General features: G+C 47.6%; 24 protein-coding genes. 6 read left to right on the forward strand and 18 right to left on the reverse strand.

What is annotated here, in order from left to right; genetic code table 11:
• Window positions 1-2: 2 nt before the first annotated feature.
• Window positions 3-623 carry an FKBP-type peptidyl-prolyl cis-trans isomerase gene (locus A3K86_RS00260; protein ID WP_068325895.1) on the forward strand — a complete coding sequence of 207 codons (621 nt, stop codon included), beginning with the start codon at window positions 3-5 and terminating at the stop codon, window positions 621-623.
• 245 nt (window positions 624-868) lie between these two features.
• Window positions 869-1,366, forward strand: coding sequence for a DUF2780 domain-containing protein (locus A3K86_RS00265; protein ID WP_068325896.1), 498 nt, complete (start codon window positions 869-871; stop codon window positions 1,364-1,366).
• 140 nt (window positions 1,367-1,506) lie between these two features.
• Here the strand turns inward: A3K86_RS00265 and A3K86_RS00270 are convergent, their stop codons facing one another.
• The 7 genes from A3K86_RS00270 to dusA form a co-directional block, all read right to left on the reverse strand.
• Entirely contained in the window at window positions 1,507-2,292 is a 786-nt protein-coding gene (locus A3K86_RS00270) for a phosphoadenylyl-sulfate reductase (RefSeq protein ID WP_068325897.1), read from the reverse strand.
• On the reverse strand, window positions 2,285-3,976 hold the full coding sequence (gene cysI, locus A3K86_RS00275) for an assimilatory sulfite reductase (NADPH) hemoprotein subunit (protein WP_068325898.1): 1,692 nt from the start codon (window positions 3,974-3,976) through the stop codon (window positions 2,285-2,287). The genes A3K86_RS00270 and cysI overlap by 8 nt, the downstream gene beginning before the upstream one ends.
• Complete coding sequence (locus tag A3K86_RS00280; RefSeq protein WP_068325901.1) at window positions 3,976-5,796, reverse strand: assimilatory sulfite reductase (NADPH) flavoprotein subunit; 1,821 nt, start codon at window positions 5,794-5,796, stop codon at window positions 3,976-3,978. Before A3K86_RS00280 ends, cysI begins: the two co-directional genes overlap by 1 nt.
• A 157-nt stretch (window positions 5,797-5,953) precedes the next feature.
• Window positions 5,954-6,187, reverse strand: a complete 234-nt coding sequence (locus A3K86_RS00285) for a thymidylate kinase (protein WP_068325904.1) — start codon at window positions 6,185-6,187, stop codon at window positions 5,954-5,956.
• A 127-nt stretch (window positions 6,188-6,314) separates the two neighbouring features.
• Window positions 6,315-6,962, reverse strand: a complete 648-nt coding sequence (locus A3K86_RS00290) for a TIGR04219 family outer membrane beta-barrel protein (protein ID WP_068325909.1) — start codon at window positions 6,960-6,962, stop codon at window positions 6,315-6,317.
• 153 nt (window positions 6,963-7,115) lie between these two features.
• On the reverse strand, window positions 7,116-7,352 hold the full coding sequence (gene pspG / locus A3K86_RS00295) for an envelope stress response protein PspG (RefSeq protein ID WP_068325912.1): 237 nt from the start codon (window positions 7,350-7,352) through the stop codon (window positions 7,116-7,118).
• Window positions 7,353-7,530: 178 nt separating this feature from the next.
• Window positions 7,531-8,571, reverse strand: coding sequence for a tRNA dihydrouridine(20/20a) synthase DusA (dusA, locus tag A3K86_RS00300; RefSeq protein WP_068325914.1), 1,041 nt, complete (start codon window positions 8,569-8,571; stop codon window positions 7,531-7,533).
• Between the two features lie 562 nt (window positions 8,572-9,133).
• Between dusA and zur the strand changes: the two genes are divergently transcribed.
• Together zur and A3K86_RS00310 are read left to right on the forward strand one after the other, a co-directional pair.
• Window positions 9,134-9,583 carry a zinc uptake transcriptional repressor Zur gene (gene zur, locus A3K86_RS00305; protein WP_068325916.1) on the forward strand — a complete coding sequence of 150 codons (450 nt, stop codon included), beginning with the start codon at window positions 9,134-9,136 and terminating at the stop codon, window positions 9,581-9,583.
• 28 nt (window positions 9,584-9,611) lie between these two features.
• Window positions 9,612-10,073, forward strand: a complete 462-nt coding sequence (locus tag A3K86_RS00310) for a chemotaxis protein CheX (protein WP_068325918.1) — start codon at window positions 9,612-9,614, stop codon at window positions 10,071-10,073.
• A gap of 76 nt (window positions 10,074-10,149) precedes the next feature.
• Here A3K86_RS00310 and A3K86_RS00315 read toward each other — a convergent pair whose 3' ends face one another.
• Window positions 10,150-11,550 (reverse strand): SPFH domain-containing protein, encoded by a 1,401-nt coding sequence (locus A3K86_RS00315; RefSeq protein WP_415860023.1) that lies wholly within the window; start codon window positions 11,548-11,550, stop codon window positions 10,150-10,152.
• Between the two features lie 340 nt (window positions 11,551-11,890).
• Entirely contained in the window at window positions 11,891-13,543 is a 1,653-nt protein-coding gene (gene pgi, locus A3K86_RS00320) for a glucose-6-phosphate isomerase (RefSeq protein WP_068325920.1), read from the reverse strand.
• A gap of 274 nt (window positions 13,544-13,817) precedes the next feature.
• Here pgi and A3K86_RS00325 point away from each other — a divergent pair, with 274 nt between their 5' ends.
• Window positions 13,818-14,237, forward strand: coding sequence for a secondary thiamine-phosphate synthase enzyme YjbQ (locus tag A3K86_RS00325; RefSeq protein ID WP_068325922.1), 420 nt, complete (start codon window positions 13,818-13,820; stop codon window positions 14,235-14,237).
• A 76-nt stretch (window positions 14,238-14,313) separates the two neighbouring features.
• Here the strand turns inward: A3K86_RS00325 and A3K86_RS00330 are convergent, their stop codons facing one another.
• From A3K86_RS00330 to A3K86_RS00340, 3 genes are all read right to left on the reverse strand, one after another.
• Window positions 14,314-15,504, reverse strand: coding sequence for a BamA/TamA family outer membrane protein (locus A3K86_RS00330; RefSeq protein WP_068325924.1), 1,191 nt, complete (start codon window positions 15,502-15,504; stop codon window positions 14,314-14,316).
• 96 nt (window positions 15,505-15,600) lie between these two features.
• Window positions 15,601-16,680 (reverse strand): alanine racemase, encoded by a 1,080-nt coding sequence (alr, locus tag A3K86_RS00335; RefSeq protein WP_068325927.1) that lies wholly within the window; start codon window positions 16,678-16,680, stop codon window positions 15,601-15,603.
• A gap of 104 nt (window positions 16,681-16,784) precedes the next feature.
• On the reverse strand, window positions 16,785-18,182 hold the full coding sequence (locus A3K86_RS00340; protein ID WP_068325930.1) for a replicative DNA helicase: 1,398 nt from the start codon (window positions 18,180-18,182) through the stop codon (window positions 16,785-16,787).
• A 228-nt stretch (window positions 18,183-18,410) separates the two neighbouring features.
• Between A3K86_RS00340 and A3K86_RS00345 the strand changes: the two genes are divergently transcribed.
• Window positions 18,411-19,166: a DUF481 domain-containing protein gene (locus A3K86_RS00345; protein ID WP_068325935.1), complete on the forward strand. Its 756-nt coding sequence runs from the start codon at window positions 18,411-18,413 to the stop codon at window positions 19,164-19,166.
• 126 nt (window positions 19,167-19,292) lie between these two features.
• Here A3K86_RS00345 and rplI read toward each other — a convergent pair whose 3' ends face one another.
• The 6 genes from rplI to rnr all read right to left on the reverse strand — a co-directional run bounded on the left by rplI (window position 19,293) and on the right by rnr (window position 24,298).
• On the reverse strand, window positions 19,293-19,745 hold the full coding sequence (rplI, locus tag A3K86_RS00350; protein WP_068325940.1) for a 50S ribosomal protein L9: 453 nt from the start codon (window positions 19,743-19,745) through the stop codon (window positions 19,293-19,295).
• A 38-nt stretch (window positions 19,746-19,783) separates the two neighbouring features.
• On the reverse strand, window positions 19,784-20,011 hold the full coding sequence (gene rpsR / locus A3K86_RS00355) for a 30S ribosomal protein S18 (protein ID WP_005421136.1): 228 nt from the start codon (window positions 20,009-20,011) through the stop codon (window positions 19,784-19,786).
• A gap of 3 nt (window positions 20,012-20,014) precedes the next feature.
• Window positions 20,015-20,329: a primosomal replication protein N gene (gene priB, locus A3K86_RS00360; protein ID WP_068325942.1), complete on the reverse strand. Its 315-nt coding sequence runs from the start codon at window positions 20,327-20,329 to the stop codon at window positions 20,015-20,017.
• 7 nt (window positions 20,330-20,336) lie between these two features.
• Window positions 20,337-20,735, reverse strand: a complete 399-nt coding sequence (gene rpsF / locus A3K86_RS00365; protein WP_068325949.1) for a 30S ribosomal protein S6 — start codon at window positions 20,733-20,735, stop codon at window positions 20,337-20,339.
• A 252-nt stretch (window positions 20,736-20,987) separates the two neighbouring features.
• Window positions 20,988-21,725: a 23S rRNA (guanosine(2251)-2'-O)-methyltransferase RlmB gene (gene rlmB / locus A3K86_RS00370; protein WP_068325951.1), complete on the reverse strand. Its 738-nt coding sequence runs from the start codon at window positions 21,723-21,725 to the stop codon at window positions 20,988-20,990.
• The gene (rnr, locus tag A3K86_RS00375; protein WP_068325953.1) at window positions 21,725-24,298 is read right to left on the reverse strand and encodes a ribonuclease R; all 2,574 of its coding nucleotides are present in this window, start codon (window positions 24,296-24,298) and stop codon (window positions 21,725-21,727) included. The genes rlmB and rnr overlap by 1 nt, the downstream gene beginning before the upstream one ends.
• Between the last annotated feature and the right edge of the window lie 9 nt (window positions 24,299-24,307).

The following is a 24,307-nucleotide window of genomic DNA, read 5'->3' on the forward strand; positions in this document are numbered from 1 at the left end:
AAATGTCTGACGTTAAACTAGATACAGTTGAAACTAAAGCAAGCTACGGCATTGGTCTACAAATGGGCCAACAGCTAGCACAAAGCGGTCTTGAAGGCCTAAACGTTGCAGCTATCGCTAAAGGTATCGCAGCTTCTCTAACTGGTGAAATGCCAGAAATCGAAGTTGACGAAATCAACAACGCACTTCGCGAACTTCACACTCGTGCAGAACAAGCACGTGCAGAACAAGCGAAAATCGCAGCAGCTGACGGCGAAGCTTTCCTAAAAGATAACGCACTACGCGACGAAGTTACAGTAACTGAATCTGGTCTTCAGTACGAAGTACTAGTTGAAGGTAACGGCGAAATCCCAACTTCTGACAAGCAAGTTCGTGTTCACTACCACGGTCAACTAACTGACGGTACTGTATTCGACAGCTCTGTAACTCGCGGTCAACCTGCAGAGTTCCCAGTAACTGGCGTTATCGCTGGTTGGGTTGAAGCTCTACAAATGATGCCTGTTGGCTCTAAGTGGAAACTATACATCCCACAAAACCTTGCGTACGGTGAGCGTGGCGCAGGTGCTGCTATCCCTCCATACGCAGCGCTAGTATTCGAAGTTGAGCTACTAGACATCCTGTAATTTACGCGGTCACTGACAACGTAAAGCTACAAGCTTAAAAACGGCGCTACGGCGCCGTTTTTTATTTTATGCTGCTTCCACTGCTAGCTATAGCACTTCCCACAAAATTAATTTGCTACCCATCGCACATTCTCCACTAGGCTTAATCAAGAGATGGTTCCACCTCGGCGCTAAGGACATTGCGCGCCAACGCCATCCTCACCTTAGCTCTTGATTCGTAGATCTTGGTTATAGAGGAGAAAACCATGACATTCTTTGCTTTACGTGGTCGCACTTTTGCCACCATTTTGGCGCTATTTGCCACCTTAAGCCTAAGTCCATCGAGTTATGCGTTTAGTTTTTCCGACCTGTTTGGTGGCGGCGATGAAGAAGCCGAAGCCAGCAGCGCCTTAAGTAACCCACTGACAGATATGCTCACTAGCCAACTAGGTGTATCCAATGAACAAGCCGCTGGCGGAACCGGTGCACTACTCGCCCTTGCCGCCAAACAGCTCTCAGGCGATCAAGCTAACGAACTAACCAGTATGATCCCCGGTGCAGAAGCACTTACGAGCTCATTACCTCCTGGGCTAAGCAGTATGATCAGCAACGCCGATAGCCTTAACCAAGTTTTCTCTGCACTGGGAATGGACGCCAGTATGGTGAGCCAATTTATCCCTGTGATCATGCAATTCATGGGTGATAAAGGAGCTAGCGCTGGTCTCATGGATGCCGTTGGTAAAATTTGGAATCCAGCAAGCTAATTCACCGCAATCCAACTAAAACCACCAACCGCGCTTATTACCTCAACATTTTTGCGGCACATAATATACAGGGTAGCCGAAGCTACCCTGTCAATACTGTGTAAAACAGCGCCTATTAACGTTCTAAAACATAAACACAATCAAATACCTGAACCGTCTTGTTCGCTATCGTCCTCGTGCAAACCACACTCTCGCTTCAAACCAAAGAATCGCGTTTCCTCTTCTTTCATTCCCGGCTCCCATTTCTGGGTGGTGTGAACATCACCAACAGACAAATAACCTTGCTCATACAGCGGGTGATAAGGCAAATCATGCTGCTTAAGGTATGCATCGATATCTTGGTTAGTCCAATCGATCAAGGGTAGGAATTTAAACACCCCATTTTGAATAGCAAGCACTGGCAAGGAAGCGCGAGTACTTGATTGCTCGCGGCGCAACCCCGAAAACCAAGTGCTCACTGCCAACTCATCGAGGGCACGGCGCATCGGCTCAACTTTATTGAGTCGGTTATAAAGCTTGATCCCTTCAACACCTTGCGCCCACAACTCACCATACCGCGCTTCTTGCCAAGCGGGAGTCAGCTCAGCCCGATACACTTTCAAGTTCAGCGATAAACGCTCGGTCAGCTCATCAATAAACAGATAAGTTTCAGGGAACAAGTAACCAGTGTCGGTCAATATCACCGGAATATCCGCTTTGGCCTCAGTTACCAAGTGCAGCATTACCGCTGACTGCACCCCAAAACTCGATGCCAACGCAAATTCCCCCTGCAGATTCGTTAATGCCCAACGAACACGCTCCTGTGCAGAAAGCTGTTCGAGTTCGGCATTGATTTGCGCCAACTGTAAGATTTGATCGACTTTATTGAGTGCGAGCAATTCATCGAGTCGCCATTTCACCGTAGAGGCTGTCGTTGTCTTAGTCATGGAAATCCCTCTTTGACACATGGACAGGAGCAATGATCCCCGTACGTACGGTGAAATCACCAAATCCTTCCCCTTGTACACGCTCGCTTGCCCAACGCCCGACTAAGGTGTCTATCTCAGTAAGGATTTGTGCGACGGTAATATTTTCCTTATACATTTTCGGCACTCGCGTGCCATTACGATTGCCACCTAGATGCAAGTTGTAACGTCCCGGCGCTTTACCCACTAAACCAATTTCTGCCAACATCGCACGGCCACACCCATTCGGACACCCGGTAACCCGCGTAATGATATTTTCATCGGCACCCAATTGGTGTTTCGCCAGAATCCCTTCAATATCGGTGACGAAATCCGGTAAAAAGCGTTCAGCTTCGGCCATCGCCAACGGGCACGTCGGTAAAGACACACACGCCATCGAGTTTTTTCGCTGCTCAGATGTCGCGTCATCAATCAAACCATGATCGCGAGCGATCTTTTCGATCCTTTCTTTTTCCGACGCTGGTACTCCTGCCACAATCAGATTCTGGTTTGCCGTCATTCGAAAATCACCTTGGTGAACCTTCGCGATTTCCGCCATACCTGTTTTTAATGGTTTATCGGGATAATCCAGTAAACGACCATTTTCAATAAACAGGGCTAAATGGTGTTTACCATCAATCCCGGCTACCCAGCCAATGCGATCGCCACGGTCAGTAAACTCATAAGGACGACTGTCGGCAAAAGCGATCCCGGCACGTTTCTCGACTTCCGCTTTAAACACATCAACCCCAACTCGATCCAAGGTATATTTGGTTTTGGCGTTTTTACGGTTAACTCGGTTACCCCAGTCACGCTGGGTGGTAACCACCGCTTCCGCGACAGCCAAAGTGTGTTCAAGCGAAATAAAGCCAAAGTCATCAGCGCGACGAGGATAAGTAGTTTTATCACCGTGGGTCATGGCTAGCCCACCGCCGACCAACACGTTAAAACCGGCTAACTTGCCATTTTCCGCAATGGCAACAAAGTTAAGATCGTTAGCGTGTACATCAACATCATTTTGCGGTGGGATCACCACCGTGGTTTTAAATTTACGCGGCAGGTAAGTGCTACCTAAAATCGGCTCCTGATCCGTGGTTTCCAGCTTTTCACCATCCAGCCAAATCTCAGCATAAGCACGGGTTTGTGGCAGCAAATGTTCACTGATTTTCTTAGCCCACTCATAAGCCTCTTGGTGAAGCTCTGATTCCACCGGATTAGTGGTACACAGTACGTTACGATTCACATCACCCGCGGTGGCAATCGAGTCGATCCCAATTTTATTTAAGGTCTGGTGCATCAATTTGATATTTGGCTTAAGCACTCCGTGAAACTGAAACGTCTGGCGAGTCGTTAAGCGGATACTGCCGTAATAACTGTGCTCCTCTGCAAATTTATCAATCGCCAACCACTGCGATGGGGTAATAACGCCGCCCGGCATCCGAGCACGTAGCATGACATTTTGAAACGGCTCTAACTTTTGCTTAGCACGCTCGGCACGGATATCACGATCATCTTGCTGGTACATGCCGTGAAAACGGATCAGCTGGAAATTATCCCCCTGAAAAGCACCTGTTAATGGGTTGGCCAAGTCTTCGACTATGGTGCCGCGTAAGAAATTACTTTCTCGTTTCAAACGCTCGTTATCAGCTAATTTTTGTTCGCTCATTAGTACACATCCTTTTGATAACGCTTGCTCTTACGCAACGCATTCAAATACTGCTCGGCTTGCTCTGCACTGCGGTTGCCATGTTGCTGCACAATCTCTAACAAGGCTTGATGAACATCTTTTGCCATGTAATTGGCATCTCCACATACATAGAAATGTGCCCCTTGCTCAAGCCACTGCCACACCTCATTACCTTGTTCTAATAGCTTATGTTGGACATACACTTTCTCGGCTTGGTCTCGACTAAAGGCGACGTCCATCCGAGTCACAACACCAGACTTCACGTACTTTTGCCATTCCACTTGATACAAAAAGTCGTCAGTAAAAGTGCGGTCCCCAAAGAACAACCAGTTTTTACCACTCGCTTCACGATTCTCGCGCTCTTGAATAAAGGCACGAAACGGCGCAATACCGGTTCCCGGCCCAACCATGATCACTGCTGTGTCGTCATTGTCTGGCAGTTTGAAGTGCTTGTTGGTTTCGACAAAAACCTCAAGGCTATCGCCTTCTTCCAAACGATGGGCAAGAAAGCTTGATGCCCCACCTTGGCGTACTTCATCACCTTTTGAGTATTCCACCACCCCAACTGTCAAATGTACTTCTTCGCCAACTTCTTGCTGACTAGAAGCTATCGAATACAGCCTTGGGGTTAATCGACGCAGCAAGCCAATCAGTTGTTCGGCGCTGAGCTTGGTTTTCTTCTCCGCCAGTACATCCAGCACTTGGTTATTGGCGGCGTAATGGCGTAGTTTTTCTTTATCATCCACCAGCTTTGCCAGCTTTTTACTTCCCGACAGCTCTGCGTATTGGCTCACCAATTGTGGATTAGCATTGGTAATTTCATAACGGGTGATAAGGGCTTGCAGTAAAGAAAGAGATTGCCCTTCCAGTTCAATCGGCTCATCAGCAGTCAGCCCCACTTGGGCAACGATACGTTCCGCTAACTGAGGGTCGTTGTGATACCACACCCCCAGCGCATCGCCCGGCTCATAAACCAAACCAGAACCTTCTAAGTCGATTTCAATATGGCGAACATCTTTTCCTGAATGGCGTCCGGTGATCTTTTGGCTGGTCAGTAAACTCGCGGTATACGGCTGCTGTTTGGAGTACGCGGCTGCGGCAGTTTGTGCTTGTCCTTGAACAGGCAATTGCACCACTTCGGCCTCGCCCGTTACCAAGGTGGCTTTCACCGCCTCTAACGCTTGCGCACGCCAAGTTGCTGCGGGCGCATCGTAATCGACATCACAATCTAACCGCTCGATAACCGCTTCTGCGCCCAGTTTTGCTAAATAACTATCGAAGTCTTTCGCGGTTTGGCAGAAGTATTCGTAGCTCGAATCACCCAAGCCAATTACTGCGTATTTAAGGTGCGATAACTTCGGCGCTTTCTTCGATTGCAAAAATTCATGGAGCTCAATGGCATCATCCGGCGCTTCGCCTTCACCATGGGTCGACGCCACGACAATCAGGTGAGTCGCTTTAGCGAGGTTTTTCCCTTTGTAATCCCCTGCGGCAAACAGCTCGGCAGTCATGCCTGCGTTTTCCGCCTCAGCATGAAGCGCTTCCGCCACCCCTTTGGCATTCCCAGTTTGAGAGGCATAGATGATGGTCAGTTTTCCTGCTGGTTGGCTCGCGACAGCAGCCACAGGTTGATGAGCAGTTAACGGCTGAGCCGCCGCTTGCGATTGACTAATTCCCCAAAAATATCCACTAAGCCACGCCATCTGTTGAGGCGATAACTCAGCGGTAGCCTGTTGCAATTGATCTATTTGCTGATCATTGAGTGGGCTGGCTAAGGCCGAAAGTTCCTTGAGTACCATGACACGACGTTCCCTATACATTGCGTATGGTTAGATTAGCCACTCATCGAAATAACAAGAAAGAATAGATAAGAATGTTTTATAACTTTTAGTAAGGGTGAAAAGCGTGAGAGGAAAGTCATCTACCCATGGGAATTAGCACAATGTAGTAGATAATTTAGAAGGTATCAGCGATGCGTACTTGGTGAAAGCCGACTTCAAACGCCCTTTCACTCGCGGTATCAATATCTTGATAGCATTGCTCGCTACCATGACCATCGGTTAACGGCACAAACCCACCACGACGGTGGCGAAATTCGACAATCCAACCGTCTTCCTGAATCGATGGCTCGATAACGGCTTCGACTAAATCGCTGCTGGCATACAACACTTGCAGTTCCGTTAATGTCATCACGTTGCTTCCTGATAACTTAGTCACCTATTAAAAATGGTACAAAACAAAGCAAACAGGCAACAAAAAAGCCACGCAATGCGTGGCTTTTAGCAAACTGTCAGGCAAAGCCTGCTGCGTCAGTCGATTAGATGTCTACTTCAACACCTAGGAACCAACCGTCGTTCTTCACTTTTACAGAGTTGTAATTGTCGATGAACGCTAGATCGTGATCCATTACGCGGTAGCCCGCACGTAGGTTTAGATCGATAACTAGTGGAATTGTCCACTTCACACCAATTTGACCGTCAACAGTCTTAGTGTCTTGGTACGTACCGTAAGTTAGATCCGCAAATGCAGATACTGGCGTCATCGGGATACCGATTTCACCCGCACCGTATAGTGCTGGTTGCCACTCGCTGAATGTCTCGCCCGCAAATTTACCTGCGTTGAACTTAGACATTACCACACCTAGATCTAGCGCTACTGCGTCGTTATCTAGGATTTCGTAGTATGCAGTGTAGTCGATTTGATTGAACGAAATCGTACCGTTATCTACGTCGCTGTAACGAATACGCGCGTTAGGTACTAGTGGGATGAAGTGTTCAAATGCAATGTGGAAAGAACCTTTCGTTGCGCTATCCGCATCTTTTGAAAACGCACCCGCTTCTGTTTTACCGCCAGTAAACCATGCATCAGCACCTACTTTTACACCAAGAAGGGTAGCTGCTTGTGCTGGCATTGCCGCTGCAAATGCTACAGCAGCTGCCGCTGCTGTAAGTGTAAATTTGTTCATGCAGAGTCTCCGCTCTTATTTCGTATAAAATTCGGGCAAGACTATACCAGATGCTGTACAAAAAGCCTGCATAACTTTTGTTAAACGATATTATTTATTTCAAATTTTACCGTCTGCTGACATACCAATCAGTGCAGGCTTTTGTTCACCACATTAACGTCGGTACGACATACGACTTCGGTGTGCTTTGTCTGCTTTATGCTCGCGATAGAACCAGACACCTACTGCAATCAATATCAACCAAGGTAACAACTTAAACATCACACCAAGCATGCCAATCAACGCCATCACGGCAAAACCCGCCGCTATAGCCAGCACCATCCCTAGCATACTGACACCCGTGAAAATCAGCACAAAACAAAACGCCAATAAAAATAGGATCTCCATCATGACTATTCCCCTTTCGCATCATCTTTTTTCATTTAGTGAATAGAGTGCACAAAGCGCGCCAAAAATGGCCCTTAACAAAACCCCTTTAAAAACAAGAGATAAATAAAAAGGTCAGCTTGGTAACAAGCTGACCTTTGTTAAATCTGGTTAAATTCACCAATCGTAATGGTGAAATAAACTACACATCTAATTCTGCAGGAATTTTCGCGACCGCTTGCTGCAGTACTTCAATACCAGCACCCGGTTTATGCGCGTTCTCACTAATATGACGACGCCATTGACGTGCACCCGGCATATTTTGGAATAAGCCCAGCATATGACGACTGATATGACCAAGGTAAGAACCATTAGCAAGTTGACGCTCAATGTATGGGTACATCGCTTCCACAACTTCGCGACGTTTCATGATTGGCTTTTGACTACCGAACAAACGCTGATCCACTTGTGCCATCAAGTACGGGCTTTGGTACGCTTCACGACCCACCATGACACCGTCTAAGTGCTCAAGATGTTCTTCCATCTCTTCAAAGGTTTTAACGCCACCGTTGATCGCCATCGTCAGGTGTGGGAAATCACGCTTTAGTTGGTACACGCGAGGGTAATCCAGCGGTGGGATCTCACGGTTTTCTTTCGGGCTCAAACCTTGTAGCCACGCTTTACGGGCATGGATAGTAAAGTTATCACAGCCGCCTTTTTCTGAAACCGTACCAACAAAATCTGTCAGGAACTGGTAAGAGTCTTGCTCATCAATACCAATGCGGGTTTTCACTGTCACAGGAATATCAACGACTTCACGCATTGCAGATACACATTGCGCCACCAGTTCAGCTTCACCCATCAAACACGCACCAAACATACCGTTCTGGACGCGATCCGACGGACAACCCACATTCAGGTTGATTTCATCGTAGCCACGCTCTTGCGCTAACTTGGCACAATGCGCCAGATCGGCAGCATTTGAACCACCCAGTTGCAGCGCGACCGGATGTTCTTCTTCGTTATACGCAAGGAAATCGCCTTTACCGTGAATGATCGCACCTGTCGTTACCATTTCGGTATAAAGCAGTGCGTGTTCACTCATCAAGCGGTGAAAGTAACGACAGTGTCGGTCTGTCCAATCGAGCATAGGTGCCACAGAAAAGCGACATGAAGGAAATGTCTCCTGCTGTACCGATCCTGTTTGTAAATCGTCGCGACTCGCAACTGCACTGTTTGGCATTGGATTACCTCTTACATCACCATTATTACGTTCCCACTCGCCACGAGTGAAAAATGACCAAGGATTCTACCCCATTCGCCCTTGTTTCCCAATTGGATTTATTTGCCAATCAAAAGGAACATTATGTTCTATTTAATAAAATCAAAAAGAACATGATAGGCAAAATAAACAAAACAACAAAATAACCATTTAAAAACAATACCTTAAACCAAAACAGCAAACATGACAGCTTACACGAAAAATTTCATAAAAAGCTGCACACCCACTACAACCCTTAAATATCAACAACTTACAGACAAGACTCAACCAAGGTGAAAGTTAGTGCACGTTTTAGCTGTAATAAAAAACAAAAGCTGTACATCCTAAAAATAAAGAACGACGACAAACGAAGTAAAAAACACCATGCAATAAATAATGCTTAAGTAATTAGATTTGCATGACGTTATAATGTGATCGGGTGCTCAAAAAGGCTGTATCTGCTCACCACGAAATTTGGGTTCAGAGATACCTTTATACCTAGGTGTGGTAGACTAGAGGTCCTACCGCTGTTTTTTGAGGTTTTATGGCAAGCCAAGCACAACTGTTGCTTCAAGCACAACAACTATGCGAGCAACGAGGTGTCCGCTTAACGCCTCAGCGTCAAAAGGTTCTCGCTTTAATCATTGAGCATGGTAGCTCAATCAGTGCTTATGAATTGCTAGACTTGCTCAAAATCACCGAGCCGCAAGCAAAGCCGCCAACGGTATATCGAGCATTGGACTTCCTGTTGGCACAAGGGTTTATTCATAAAGTAGAATCGACCAATAGCTACATTGCTTGCTGTCTACTTGGACACGCAGAACACTGCTCACAATTACTCATTTGTGATGAGTGTGGCACAGTGGAAGAATGCCATGATGAAGAACTGGCAAAATTATTACGCATTAAAGCCGATTCACATGGGTTCACAGTTGCTAATCACGTAGTAGAGAGCCACGGTATTTGTAAAAACTGTCAAAGCAGCTCGCTGTAACTTTTCATTTAAGAACAATAACGTCACTATGCGCGCAGAATTCGTAAACCCGTTTTTAGCATCATTGCTAAACGTATTAAAAACAATGGCTTCGATGGAGTTAGCTCCTCAAAAGCCTCGCTTAAAGAAAGATGAAGTAGCTCGAGGCGATGTCTCGGGTCTGATTGGTATGGTAGGTCCCAAAACCAAGGGATCTATGTCGATCACTTTTGATGAAAACCTAGCACTAGAAATCATGCAACGCATGCTGGGTGAGCGACCGAACGGGATCAACGAAGAAGTAACCGACATGGTGGGCGAAATCACCAATATGGTAACAGGCGGTGCGAAGCGTATTCTGTCTGATAAGGGCTACGAATTTGATATGGCAACCCCAGCGGTTGTTTCTGGTCGTGGCCATACCATTACCCACAAATGTGAAGGCGCGATCATCATCATGCCTTTCGAGTCTGAGCACGGGAAAGCCTTTATCGAAATCTGTTTCGACTGATTTTTTGCTCCTGCACCGCTTGTGAATACACCAGTCAGACCAAGGTCTGACTGGTGTTCGTTTGTGCCGAGCGAAATTATTTCTCCGCTGTTTTCTGCTCTACCAGTTTCTGGGTTTTATCTAGAATCCCCAACGCACCAAAACCTGTGATCACGTCCAAGTTAGTCGTTAACTTACCGCCATCACCACCGCCAAAGTAGTTGTTTGGCATTTGAACTTGGTAATTCTTCAAGTTGTTGTAAAGCGCGGTTGAAACGTCGCGATTCAGTTCAGCCAAGTAAACATCGCGGTTCGCGCCATAAGCATCGTATTTTGCTTTCAAGACAACAGCTTCAGCACGGCCTTTTTCCAAAATCGCTTTCGCTTCGTATTCTGCCGATAACGCATTGGCTTTTTGAATTGCGAGGTTCGCTTCAGCAATCGCCAGCTCTTTCTCTTTATCGACTTCTGCTAGGCGTTTTTTCTTCTCAACTTCCACGATTTCACGCTCAGCAATTTGACGCGCGACTTCCACTTCTTTTTGCTGGGCAATAATCGCTAACTCTTTGTTTCTCTGAGCGTCTTGCACTTCGCGCGTACGTTGGATTTCTTTACGTAGCTGCTCGGTTTCGGCTTGCGCTTTCGAGGTTTCTTGCTCTTGAATCGCTCGAATACGATCAGCGACCAAACGCTTTTTATCCATCAGCAATTTATTGAGTTGCTCTTCTGGAGACGGATCACCGATGGTTACTTGAGTTACCTCCATGCCATATTGCTGCAATGGATTATCCTGGCGTCTGAGGTTACCGTTATCATCAAATACCGGTACTGTTTTCCATACTAACTGCTGCGTGCGTTGCAGTTTGTTGGAATTGGCTTGATCAACCCCCACTGGCGCTAAGTCGATTTGCTCAACTTCAACTTGTTTTCGCTCGGTCATATAAATACCGTCGCGTAGCTGATCGCCTAACTGAGTCTTGAACTGATTCAAACCACCTTGGAAGAATTCTTCACCCGTGTATTGAGTGGCGGTGATCACAGTAACGTTACGGGCATTTTTCACTAACAACGCATCGATCAGATTATTGTTATTGCGAAACTCCCGGTGCATTTTTTTAATCGCTTCAGGGTTTTGCGATAGCTTAAAGCGGAACGTCACCGGAATTTTACCAATGTAGGTATCAGCAAAGCGTACCTGAATCGCCGGTAGGCGCTGGTAGAAGTCTTCACCTGTGTTATTGCCGTAAGATACGGTAACGACCTGATCATACTTGGTGATTTTCGACAAGAAAGGCATACGAAAATGAATACCGGGCTCATTAAAGACATCCAGCTCACCCGTCACGTTATTCTGATGCACATAGGTATAGCCAGCATCTGTCATTAACACAGAGTTATTCATTAGCCCCAATACAGCTGCCGCCCCTAAAATACCGCCCACTAAGGGCAATGACAGCTTCTTTTTCAACCCGTTTGAGACCTCGGTTTGCATATCCATTTCACCTTCCTTCAACATTAAAATCGCTCTATGGTAGAGCCTACGCTCAAGTGACCAATCACTCCGCTACAATCGTGCGAGATAACTCGAAAAATCCCCACTACAACTAACGAGGGCTAATTCGATAAAAGTCACTATATTACGCAAACTTAGCAAATTTACGCTCGCAGCGCATGCAAAATAGAACAGCGCTCAATTAAGGCGTCATAATGGACGTGATTTCATATCAATTTGCCTGAAGCGCTCTCTTCAGCCCCCCCCCTATTCGCTCGCGGCAAACATAAAAAAACGCAGCCTCCAAAGAGACTGCGTTCCTGCTATTTACTTAATGCTGTGAGGCTTATTTAGCCCAAGCTTTGAACTGGTTGATCAAACCATTGGTTGAGCTATCGTGCGTAGCAACGGCATCATCGTTTGTTAGCTCAGGTAGGATTTGATTCGCTAGTTGTTTACCTAGCTCTACACCCCACTGATCGAAGCTGTAGATATTCCAAATCACACCTTGAGTGAAGATCTTGTGCTCGTACATCGCGATTAGCGAGCCAAGTACGCGTGGCGTCACTTGTTTCACCAAGATAGAGTTGGTTGGGCGGTTACCTTCAAACACTTTGAATGGTACTAGCTCTGCCACTTCCTCTAGTGATTTACCCGCAGCTACAAACTCAGCTTCCACTTGCTCTTTGGTTTTACCAAACGCTAGCGCTTCAGTTTGAGCGAAGAAGTTAGCCATCAGTTTTGGATGGTGATCGCTAATTGGGTTGTGGCTCACTGCCGGTGCAATGAAATCACAAGGAATTAGCTTAGTACCTTGGTGGATCAACTGGTAGAACGCGTGTTGGCCGTTAGTACCTGGTTCACCCCAAATAATTGGACCCGTTTGGTAATCAACAGGGTTGCCGCCACGGTCAACGCACTTACCGTTAGACTCCATGTTGCCTTGTTGGAAGTACGCAGCGAAACGGTGTAGGTATTGATCGTACGGTAGAATCGCTTCTGATTCAGCACCGTGGAAGTTGTTGTACCAAATGCCGATCAACGCCAAGATCACTGGGATATTCTCACCCATTGGCGCTTCAGCGAAGTGTTTATCCATCGCGTGAGCACCTTCCAGTAGCTCAACGAAGTTATCGAAACCGATCGCTAGTGCGATAGATAGACCGATAGCTGAGCATAGTGAGTAACGACCACCAACCCAGTCCCAGAACTCAAACATGTTGTCGGTATCGATACCGAATTCAGCAACCGCGGTTGCATTGGTTGATAGCGCTGCGAAGTGTTTCGCAACGTGAGCAGAATCTTGTGCTGTCGCTAGGAACCAATCACGTGCTGAGTGCGCATTCGTCATGGTTTCTTGGGTGGTGAACGTCTTAGAAGCAATCAGGAATAGGGTTGTTTCTGGGTTCAAACCTTTCAACGTTTCAGCAATGTGGGTGCCATCAACGTTTGATACAAAGTGCATGTTCAAACGTGTTTTGTAAGCCGCTAGTGCTTCAGCCACCATGTAAGGACCAAGATCAGAGCCACCGATACCGATGTTCACGACGTCAGTGATTTCTTTACCAGTGTAACCTTTCCATTCACCGTCGATGATACGCGAGCTAAATACTGCCATTTTATCAAGCACAGCGTTCACAGCAGGCATCACATCTTGACCATCAACCATCACCGGTGTGTTGCTACGGTTACGAAGTGCAGAGTGCAATACCGCACGACCTTCAGTGTGGTTAATTTTCTCACCGCTAAAGATGTCTGCAATCGCCGCTTTCAGCTCAGTTTGCTCGGCAAGATCAAACAGCTTACTCAATGTTTCTTCCGTGATAAGGTTTTTTGAGTAATCCAGTAATATGTCAGAACCGAATTCCGCTGAAAACTTAGCAAAACGCTCATTGTCTTCGGCAAACAATTCGCTTAATTGAAAGTCTTGCGCTTGCTCGAAGTGTGCTGTTAGTGCTTGCCACGCCGGCGTTTGGGTTGGATTGATGTTTTTCAACATGCTGAAAATTCCTGATTTCTTTGTGTTTAATCCATTAGTTATCGGATGCGAATCACCAATGGACCCCCGATTAAGTAGAATGTTGTTTTCTGTAGTCTTATTCGTGACTATCTTTATGGAATATTACAACGTTTTAGCAATTATGACGCTAAGGTATCACCACCTGCATTGCGTCAGGTCACGAAAATAAAGACTTATTCACGCTGAAAAATGACACTAATTGAGTATCATCTAACGCTGATTGCACCAAAGGTGAGGCATTAAGGCAAGTATTATGTGGATTCAAACAACAATCGAACTAAAACCCCGTGGTCGTGGCTTTCATTTGATCACGTCTGAAATTGAACAACAAATTACAGAATTATCATCTATCTCGGTTGGCCTTGCTCACCTGTTTATTCAGCATACCTCTGCCAGCTTAACCATCAATGAAAATGCCGATCCGACCGTGCGCAGTGATATGGAAGCCCATTTTAATCACTTCGTCCCTGAACGCGCCCCATACTACCAACACACCTATGAGGGTGACGACGATATGCCCGCGCATATCAAAGCCTCGGTACTGGGCAATAGCCTCACGCTGCCGATCAGTAATGGCCGCTTTAACCTTGGGACTTGGCAAGGGATCTATTTAGGCGAACACCGCGACTTTGGTGGCAGCCGCCGTATCGTCATTACATTACAGGGCGAATAAGGCACCATAAACAAAAACAGCGAGCCGACTGTCGGCTCGCTGTTAAGCATAGTGTAACGTAAAAAATTCGCGCGAATTAGAAAGGCTGGTTGACCATCACTCGGAAGATATTATCTTCGCTGCCCCATGCCATCTCAGCGCGAACCACAATACCTTCTACTTGGAAACGTACTGCACCACCAGCACTCCACTTCATGTCTTTATGAAGCTCAACCAAGTTGTAGTCATCAGCCACACGGCCCACATCCGCAAATGCGACCCACTGCCACCAAGGCACATCATACCAATTGAAAATCGGCCAATCGCCTAACGGTTGCCAATCGGGCAACACACGGTATTCCATGCTGTAGCTCATCGCCGAGCGCCCCACATAGCGGTTGCTTTGGAAGCTACGTAAACGGTACAAGCCACCTAAACTGTTAGCAGCATATTCCGGCGGACGGTTATACACTTCGCGTCCACCGATATTTTCAGTTTGATTCCAAGTCGGGGTGTCAGCAGTATAAATGTTGAATGCGACGACCTGCTGATCGAGTAACTCGCCCAGCGGCCCTACATCCCAAAACCAACTTTGACTCGCTTCCCACTTCATCCAGCTAGCGCGGTCGCTACTTCCCGGATCATAGGTCGCTGTAAATTGGCTACGGCTACCCTCGGTTGGGTTACGACTGTTATTACGGTTATCCCAATCAAGGCGAGTTTCTAGCCCGTAGACAGAATCAGAGTTGTTGGCTTTATCTGGCACGGGAAACAGCGATTCATTGGCAAATTTGCGGCCTTGATAGAAAGGGCGAAACTCGATCGACGTGACCCCACTCTCCCATGGCACATTACCTGTGACCGGACGATTAGGGCGCAGTGCTGCCATCAAGCCATTGGATTTGGCTGCCCCCAACGGCAAGATATAACGGGCGGTAAAACGGTATTCATCTTCCCGCGCATCAGCAACAATGGCGTCATCGGCAGTCGAGTCATTAGAAGTGCCTGGTCCAACAAAGTAATCAAACTTTTTGTAAGAAGCGGAATAGAGTTCTAACCCAAGTAACCAGCGGCTATCTGCAGAGAGAGTGTAATTGTTGGCACCAAAGTAAGAAATCCAAGTGCCTTTGTCGGTCATCAACCCAGCACCAATCAACGCCGATTGCGGCTGTCCCGCCCCTTTAATTAACCCCGCAACCCCGACGGAAAAGCCCATCGAATCGGTCGAGAAAGCAAAAGGGACGACATTGACATCGGGTTCGTATTCAGGCCATGTTGTATCGGCCATCGTAGGCAAACTCAATGAGGCTGCCAATAGCAAGCTAAAATATGAGTGTCGTTTTTTCAAAAAATCTCATTCCGTTGTTTTGCTAGCGCTTGTCGACTAAACATAGGCCATAGCGACTCGCGATGTGAGCTTAGTAACAAGCTCGTACGCGATAGTGCCAACATGTTCAGCCACCACTTCTGCAGGTAATCCTTTACCCCACAGAATCACTTCATCACCCACTTTGTCGGTTGCATCTGGGCCTAAATCGACCGTGAGCATATCCATCGACACTCGTCCTGCCATCGGCGCAATACGTCCGTTGACCAGCACAGGAGTGCCGTTTGGAGCCGAGCGAGGATAACCATCACCGTAGCCAATCGCGATCACCCCAACTTTGGTATCGCGCTCGCTTACCCAAGTACCACCGTACCCCACCGCTTCACCTTGTTTAACATCACGCACCGCGATCAAGGATGACGCTAATGTCATCACAGGCTTCATACCATACGCGCTGGCGTAACGTTCAGGTTCAACAAAAGGAGACACCCCGTACATAATAATGCCCGGGCGGATCCACTCAAGACGGCTATCAGGCCATGCTAACACCCCAGCCGAGGCTGCCAACGAACGTTCGCCGCTGCAACCTGCGGTCAGGGTTAAAAAAGATTCGATCTGGCGGTTGGTGACATCACTGCTGAGGTCATCAGCACAACCGAAGTGACTAATGTAACGTAATGGTTTGGCTACATTCGGGCAAGCGTGTAAGCGTGCCACAAAATCATCAAATTGCTCAGGGCGAACCCCCAAACGATGCATACCCGTGTCGATTTTGAGCCAAACCACCACAGGGGCATCAAGCGTCGCTTGCTCTAAGGCTTCAAGTTGTTCGACACAGTGCACCACAGTATGAATATTATTGGTGACCAATACTGGCAAATCAGTGGCACTGAAAAAGCCTTCAAGCAGTAAGATAGGTTTGACAATCCCCCCGGCACGAAGCGTTAACGCTTCTTCGATCCGCGCCACCCCTAGGCCATCAACCTCGGCCAAATGCTGCGCCACTGGCAACAAACCGTGACCGTACGCATTGGCTTTTACAACCGCCAGCACTTTGCTGTCTGGGGCTTTGACCCGTAGCTGTGCAATATTGTGTTGTAGTGCATCCGTGTTGATATAGGCGGTGGCCGCTTTCATCGCAAGTTCCTAATTATTATTGTTAAACCAATGCCTGCAATTATCTGTGTATTCAGGGGGATCGCAATGCTTTTTACGCATATTAGTGCTTAATATGCACCAAGTTATTCTTCATCAAACGCAGGACCTGCGTAATTATCGAAACGTGAGTACTGACCTTGGAAGGTCAAACGCACAGTACCGATAGGACCATTACGTTGCTTACCAATGATGATTTCGGCAATGCCTTTGAGTTCACTGTTCTCGTGATAAACCTCATCACGGTAAATGAACATGATCAAGTCGGCATCCTGCTCGATGGCACCAGATTCACGCAAGTCTGAGTTAATTGGACGCTTATCGGCACGTTGCTCCAACGAGCGGTTAAGCTGTGAGAGGGCAACAACAGGACAGTTCAGCTCTTTCGCTAGCGCTTTCAACGAGCGTGAAATCTCAGCGATTTCTAACGTACGGTTATCTTGCAGACCCGGTACGCGCATTAGCTGCAAGTAGTCGACCATGATAAGACTGATACCACCGTGGTCACGGGCGATACGACGAGCACGGGAGCGTACTTCGGTCGGTGTCAGACCTGAGCTGTCATCGATGTACATGCTTTTCTTCTCCATCAGGATACCCATAGTAGAAGAAATACGCGCCCAATCTTCATCATCAAGCTGACCAGTACGGATCTTGGTTTGGTCCACTCGTGACAAGGATGCCAGCATACGCATCATGATTTGTTCTGAAGGCATCTCTAGCGAGAAGATCAGCACTGGCTTTTCTTGCTCCATTGCTGCGTTCTCACACAAGTTCATCGCAAAGGTTGTTTTACCCATCGATGGACGTGCCGCCACAATGATCAAGTCCGACCCTTGCAGACCTGCGGTCTTCTTATTGAGATCAGAGAAACCGGTCGATACCCCAGTCACGCCATCCTGCGGTTTTTGATACAGCAGTTCGATACGCTCAAGGGTTTTCTCAAGAATCGTATCAACGTTTTGCGGACCTTGGTTTTCAGTGGTGCGTTGCTCGGCAATCGCGAACACCTTACTTTCCGCCATGTCGATCAGATCTTCACTGGTACGCCCTTGCGGATCGTAACCTGCATCGGCAATTTCGTTCGCGACGCTGATCATGCCACGTACCATCGCACGTTCACGTACGATATCGGTATATGCGGCGATGTTAGCTGCCGATGGCGTATTTTTCGCTAGCTCGGCTAAGTACGCAAAACCACCCACATCTTCTAGATTATCGGTCAGCTCTAACTGCTCAGACAGGGTGATCAAATCAAGCGGTTTGCCCCCTTCTAACAAGACGGCTGCCGACTCAAAAATCATTCGGTGCGGACGGCTATAAAAGTCACTCGCGATAATTTTTTCTGCAACTGAGTCCCATTTTTCATTATCCAGCAACAAGCCACCCAATACGGATTGCTCGGCTTCCAATGAATGCGGTGGCATCTTGATCGCATCCATCTGGGTATCTCGTTGTTTTTTCGGTTTACTATTTTCAGCCATAAGGGGATCGCGTACTTACTAAAAACTCAGCCTGATAGTATACCTTATTCCCTGTTTATGTCGTAACAATGCCGCCATAACCTGAGTCAGGTATCGCAGTGCTGCCGACTATTATGCGCCTTTTCTGTCTAATCGCTCCACCAATTCGAATTCCTGACCAAAAGTTGACAATATTGCGGTACACTCACACCTTTCTTTCATCAATGGTTCCGAATAGGAGAATACCGCGTGGCTAAATACCTGCTTGCAACAGCAACACTGCTGCTGGCGACTAGCACTGCCTACGCCGAAGATGAAGAAACGAAAGCCCCACCCTCGCCATTAAAGACCGAAATCGAATTGGGCTACCAATCGCTATCGGGCAACTCCAACAGCCAATCACTGAACAGTCGTTTAGGGCTGACCTATGTGAAAAACCAATTCCGGAACACCATGGAAGCCAAATACCTATTGGCGACCAAGAACGAGAAGGAAGATAAGCGTAAAGGGCAGTTGGAAGTACAGAGCGATATGAAGATCAACGAACGCGCTTATGTCTTGGGTAACGCCAATTACACCAATGATCGCTACGGCCCGTACTTTAACGACTTTATTCTCGCGACCGGTTTAGGTTACCAGTTGATCCGCCGTGAAACCTTTCAGATGGAAGTAGAAGCAGGCCCAGGTTACCGTTTTCAAGACCCGAACTTTGATGAGATTGATGATGATGACATCGTGGTACCTGAAACGGTACAAGAAATCATCCTTCGTGGTAGCGCTAAATTCACTTGGAAACCAGCTAAAGCGATAGAGCTGAGCACCAAACTCACTGGGATCGGTGGCAACAGTAATAGCACCTTAGAAGCAGAAGTAAACCTAACCAGTTCGATCACCGAACACATTGCGATTAAGGTCAGTAACACGCAAAAGTACAACACTTGGGTACCCGAAGGGCTTAACAAGCGCGACTCGACCTTGACCATGACACTGTTATTTAAGATTTAACCCGCCATCGCCTATCTGACCAGCCACCTTGCTTGCGCAGATATACCCACGTACCCGTGGTCACCAAACGCCAGATACAAAAAAACCAGCCCGAGGGCTGGTTTTAAGTATCAATTCCAAACGCTATTAGTCTTCAGCAACAACGTTTAGGTTGATCTTAGCGAATACTTCAGAGTGAAGTTGGATAGAAATCTCGAACTCACCAGTATTACGTAGAGCGCCTTCAGGTAGACGAACTTCGCTTTTCGCTACTGCAACACCTGCCGCTGTGATAGCGTCAGCGATGTCACGAGTACCGATTGAACCGAATAGTTTACCTTCGTCACCAGCTTTAGAAGCAATAACAACTGCTTCTAGTTCAGCTAGTTTCTCAGCACGAGCTTGAGCAGCAGATAGTTGCTCAGCAACTTTCGCTTCTAGCTCAGCACGACGTGCTTCGAACATTTCAACGTTAGCTTTAGTTGCCATAACTGCTTTACCTTGTGGGATAAGGAAGTTACGAGCGTAGCCAGATTTAACGTTAACTTGGTCGCCAAGGCCACCTAGGTTACCGATTTTATCAAGTAGAATAACTTGCATTATCTATGTCCTCTTAAACTTAATTTAACTGCTACCGATTACAGATGCTTGTCTGTGTATGGTAGTAGTGCAAGGTAACGAGAACGCTTGATAGCGCGAGCTAGCTGACGTTGGTATTTAGCGCGAGTACCAGTGATACGGCTTGGTACGATTTTACCAGCTTCAGTGATGTAGTTTTTTAGAGTTGCTACGTCTTTGTAGTCAATCTCTTGTACGCCTTCTGCAGTGAAACGGCAGAATTTACGACGACGGAAGAAACGTGCCATGGGCTAATCTCCTGAACAATTTTTTTCAATGTGGTCGGCGTGTAACACTAATTTACCGATGCCATTTCGGCCGGTTTGGTACGAGACAAAGCCCCCTACCTTAATGTGACTACCGACAGCTAAATCTTGAGTGAGTCTTTGTTGACCTTGGCCACTGACCACCACGTTAATGTAACAATACACTTGGCGTGGTAAATCGGCTTCCCTTTGGTAAGAACGATGCTCAAGCACAAAGTGACAATGAGGTACGCCCGCCGGGGACTGGCTTCGTTTGGGGTCTTTGGCGATAACGCCAGATAACTCCAGACGATTGGTCATTTACAAATTACTCAGCTGCTGCTTCGCCTTCAGATTGTGCTGGAGCAGCTTGCTCTGCACGCTCTTCACGACGTGGTGCACGCTCTTCTTTAGCCTTCATCATTGGAGATGGCTCAGTGATAGCGCCTTTAGTACGCATGATCATGTTACGGATCACAGCATCGTTGAAGCGGAAGTTAGACTCTAGCTCATCAATTGCAGACTGCTCAGCTTCAACGTTCATTAGAACGTAGTGTGCTTTGTGCAGTTTGTTGATTGGGTAAGCCATTTGACGACGGCCCCAATCTTCTAGACGGTGAATCTGACCACCAGAATCTTTGATAGCACCAGTGTAACGCTCGATCATGCCAGCAACCTGCTCGCTTTGATCTGGGTGCACCATGAATACGATTTCGTAATGACGCATTGGTTGCTCCTTACGGATTAATCAGCTTCTCGAATTGGCTCGGTTTTCCAAGAGAAGCAAGGAACTAAAGTAAATAACCGAGAATTTGGAGGCAGAATAGTACAGAGATTGGACAGTTGGCGCAAGTGTTTTCACGCGAGAGAACCAAATAAAGATCAATCGCAATCGCCAACTCACAACCACAAAAAAAGGGTTACATTAACCGTAACCCTTTGCTGTTCTACTGAGCACAAACGTTAGTGCTGAGCTTGCTTAGGCCTGGCGCTGGCGCACCGCTTCAAATAAGCAAATACCCGTTGCCACCGACACGTTCAAACTCGATACCGTACCAGCCATTGGGATCTTAATAAGATCATCGCAAGTCTCACGCGTTAGGCGACGCATACCGTCACCTTCTGCGCCCATCACGATAGCCAATGGACCAGTTAACTTGCTTTGGTACACATCGTGCGTCGCTTCACCCGCAGTACCCACAATCCACACGCCTTTGTCTTGTAGCTGACGCATAGTACGAGCCAAGTTAGTCACACGTACCAACGGCATCACTTCTGCCGCACCACATGCAACTTTTGAAGCCGTGCCATTAAGTTGCGCTGAGCGGTCTTTCGGTACGATAACCGCAGCTACACCCGCCGCATCGGCATTACGCAAACAAGCGCCAAGGTTATGCGGGTCGGTCACACCATCCAAAATCAACAACAGTGGATTTTCTTGGCCTGCCAAAATCGCATCCAAGTCATTTTCATTGTATTGCTTGCCTGGGCGAACACGGGCAATGATACCTTGGTGCGAGGCGCCTTTGGCTTTGTCATCCAACGCTTTACGCCCCGCTTGCTGCATAGTGATACCCAGCATGGTTAGCTCATCTAAGACAGGCTGTAGACGGTCGTCTTCACGGCCTTTCAGAACAAATACTTCGATGAAACGCGCTGGATCGGTTGCCAACACAGCTTTGACGGCATGAATGCCGAAAATCATGTCATTACTCATTATTTCGCCTTTTTAGCCGCGCGCTCAGCTTTACCTGCGCGTTGCTTTTTCTTTTTACGGGCAGTGGAAGACGGCTTCTTTCTGCCTGCGGTTTTCGGTTTTACATCGTCAGTCTTACGACCTTTTGGCTTCTTCTTGTCACCTTCTTTCGGGATTGCGCCCGCTTTCAGTTTTTGACGGATTGAAGAACGCTCTTTTTTCGATTTCGCACGGTGCTCTTGTTCCGCATCCAATTGCGCTTCACCACCGTCAACACGGTAAGTCTTTAGGCTCTGACGTTGCAGACCTTGCGCCTTACGCATGCGCTGTTTCTTCTCTCGATTTTTCGCGGTTTTACCTGCACCACGCGCTTTGCGTGATGAGTCAACCACATCAAAATCGATCTGACGATCGTTAAGGTTAATCGCCGCGACTTTCACTTTCACGCTATCGCCAAGGCGGTACACCTGACCTGAACTGTCACCGATCAAACGCTGACCGATTGGGTCGAACTGGTAGTAATCGTTGGCAAGGTTAGAAATGTGTACCAAGCCATCGATATTCAGCTCGTTCAAGCGTACGAAGAAACCAAAGCCCGTTACGTTAGCAATCACACCGTCGAACACATCGCCTAGGTGGTCTTGCATGTATTCACATTTTAGCCAGTCAGCCACATCACGCGTCGCATCGTCAGCACGGCGCTCAGTGGTTGAACACTGCTCGCCCAGTACATCGATATCATCCACCGAGTAATGGTACCCACCCGTTGGTGTCCAACGATCAGTATTAGTACCATTTTGCTTGGCAATTAAGTATTTGATCCCACGGTGCAAGGTCAAATCTGGGTAACGACGAATTGGTGACGTAAAGTGTGCGTACTGTTTCAGCGCCAAACCAAAGTGACCAATATTATCAGCCTGATACACCGCCTGCTTCATGGAGCGCAGCAGCATGGTTTGAATAAGCTCTTTATCCGGACGGTCTTGGATCATCGCAGCCAGCGCAGCGTAATCGCGCGGTGACGGCTCAAGGCCACCCGACAAATTCAAGCTCAGCTCACCCAAGAAATCACGGAAACCAGTAAGGCGCTCTTCACCTGGGCTATCGTGTACACGGTACAGAGCAGGCTCTTTTGCTTTTTCAACAAAACGTGCTGACGCCACGTTCGCCATGATCATACATTCTTCGATGATCTTGTGGGCTTCGTTACGCTCAGCCGGCACGATACGGTCAATCTTGCGATCGGCGTTGAAGATGAATTGCGTTTCAATGGTTTCAAACTCAATTGCACCACGCTCTTCACGCGCTTGCTTGATCACCTTGTACATTCCGTACAAGTCTTCAAGGTGTGGTACCAAGTGCTGGTAACGCTCACGCAACTCTTCATCACCGTCTAGCATCTTACTCACTTTGGTGTAAGTCAGACGCGCATGAGAGTTCATGACCGCTTCGTAATGCTTGTAACCTGATAGCTTACCGGAGTCTGAGATGGTCATCTCACACACCATACACAAGCGATCCACTTGCGGGTTAAGCGAACACAAACCGTTCGATAACACTTCAGGCAACATTGGGATCACTTGCGATGGGAAGTACACCGAGTTACCACGGTTAGTTGCTTCTTTATCTAGTGCAGTCCCCGGACGCACGTAGTGACTCACATCCGCAATCGCAACCCATAAGCGCCAGCCACCCGACTTTTTACGCTCACAGTAAACCGCATCATCGAAGTCACGCGCATCTTCACCATCAATGGTTACCAATGGCAGATCACGTAAGTCCACACGGCCTTGCTTAGCCTCTTCTGGGACTTCTTCGCCTAAGCCTTCAATTTGCTTTTCAACTTCCACAGGCCATTCGTGGGGAATATCGTGGGTACGCAAAGCAATTTCAATTTCCATCCCCGGTGCCATATTTTCACCGAGCACTTCCACCACTTTACCCACGGCATTGTACTGACGTGTGGCACGCTGGCTGATCTCAACCACGACAACGTTACCCATACGAGCGCCAAGACGCTGGTCGTTCGGGATCACGATATCTTGGGCAATACGAGAATCATCCGGCACCACATAGCCCATGCCGTCTTCGACAAAGAATCGACCGACAATTTGGCCAGTACGCTCTTGTAATACACGTACCACACGCGCTTCACGACGACCGCGTTTATCGACGCCATCCGCTTGCGCTAGAATATAGTCACCGTGCAACACACCGCGCATTTGGTGGTTGGGTAATAGTAAATCGTCGTCTTTACCCACACTGCCTTCAGGGCGGATAAAGCCAAATCCGTCGCGATGACCAATGACATGACCTTTGATCAAATCAAGACGCTCTGGTAAGGCGTAACATTGGCGACGGGTGAAAATAAGTTGACCATCTCGCTCCATCGCACGTAAACGACGACGTAGCCCTTCGTATTGGTCATCCCCTTCCAATTTCAACTCAGTAAACAGTTGGTCGCGGCTAACTGGCGTACTGAAACCACGGATCACATCAAGCAACATTTCTCGGCTTGGAATTGGGTTTTCGTAGTTTGACGCTTCGCGATCGCGGAAAGGATCGACCGGTAAATCGGTAGTACCTTTAGGCATAAATAGATC

The organism is Photobacterium jeanii, from assembly GCF_001650345.1.
Taxonomy (GTDB): Bacteria; Pseudomonadota; Gammaproteobacteria; order Enterobacterales; family Vibrionaceae; genus Photobacterium; species Photobacterium jeanii.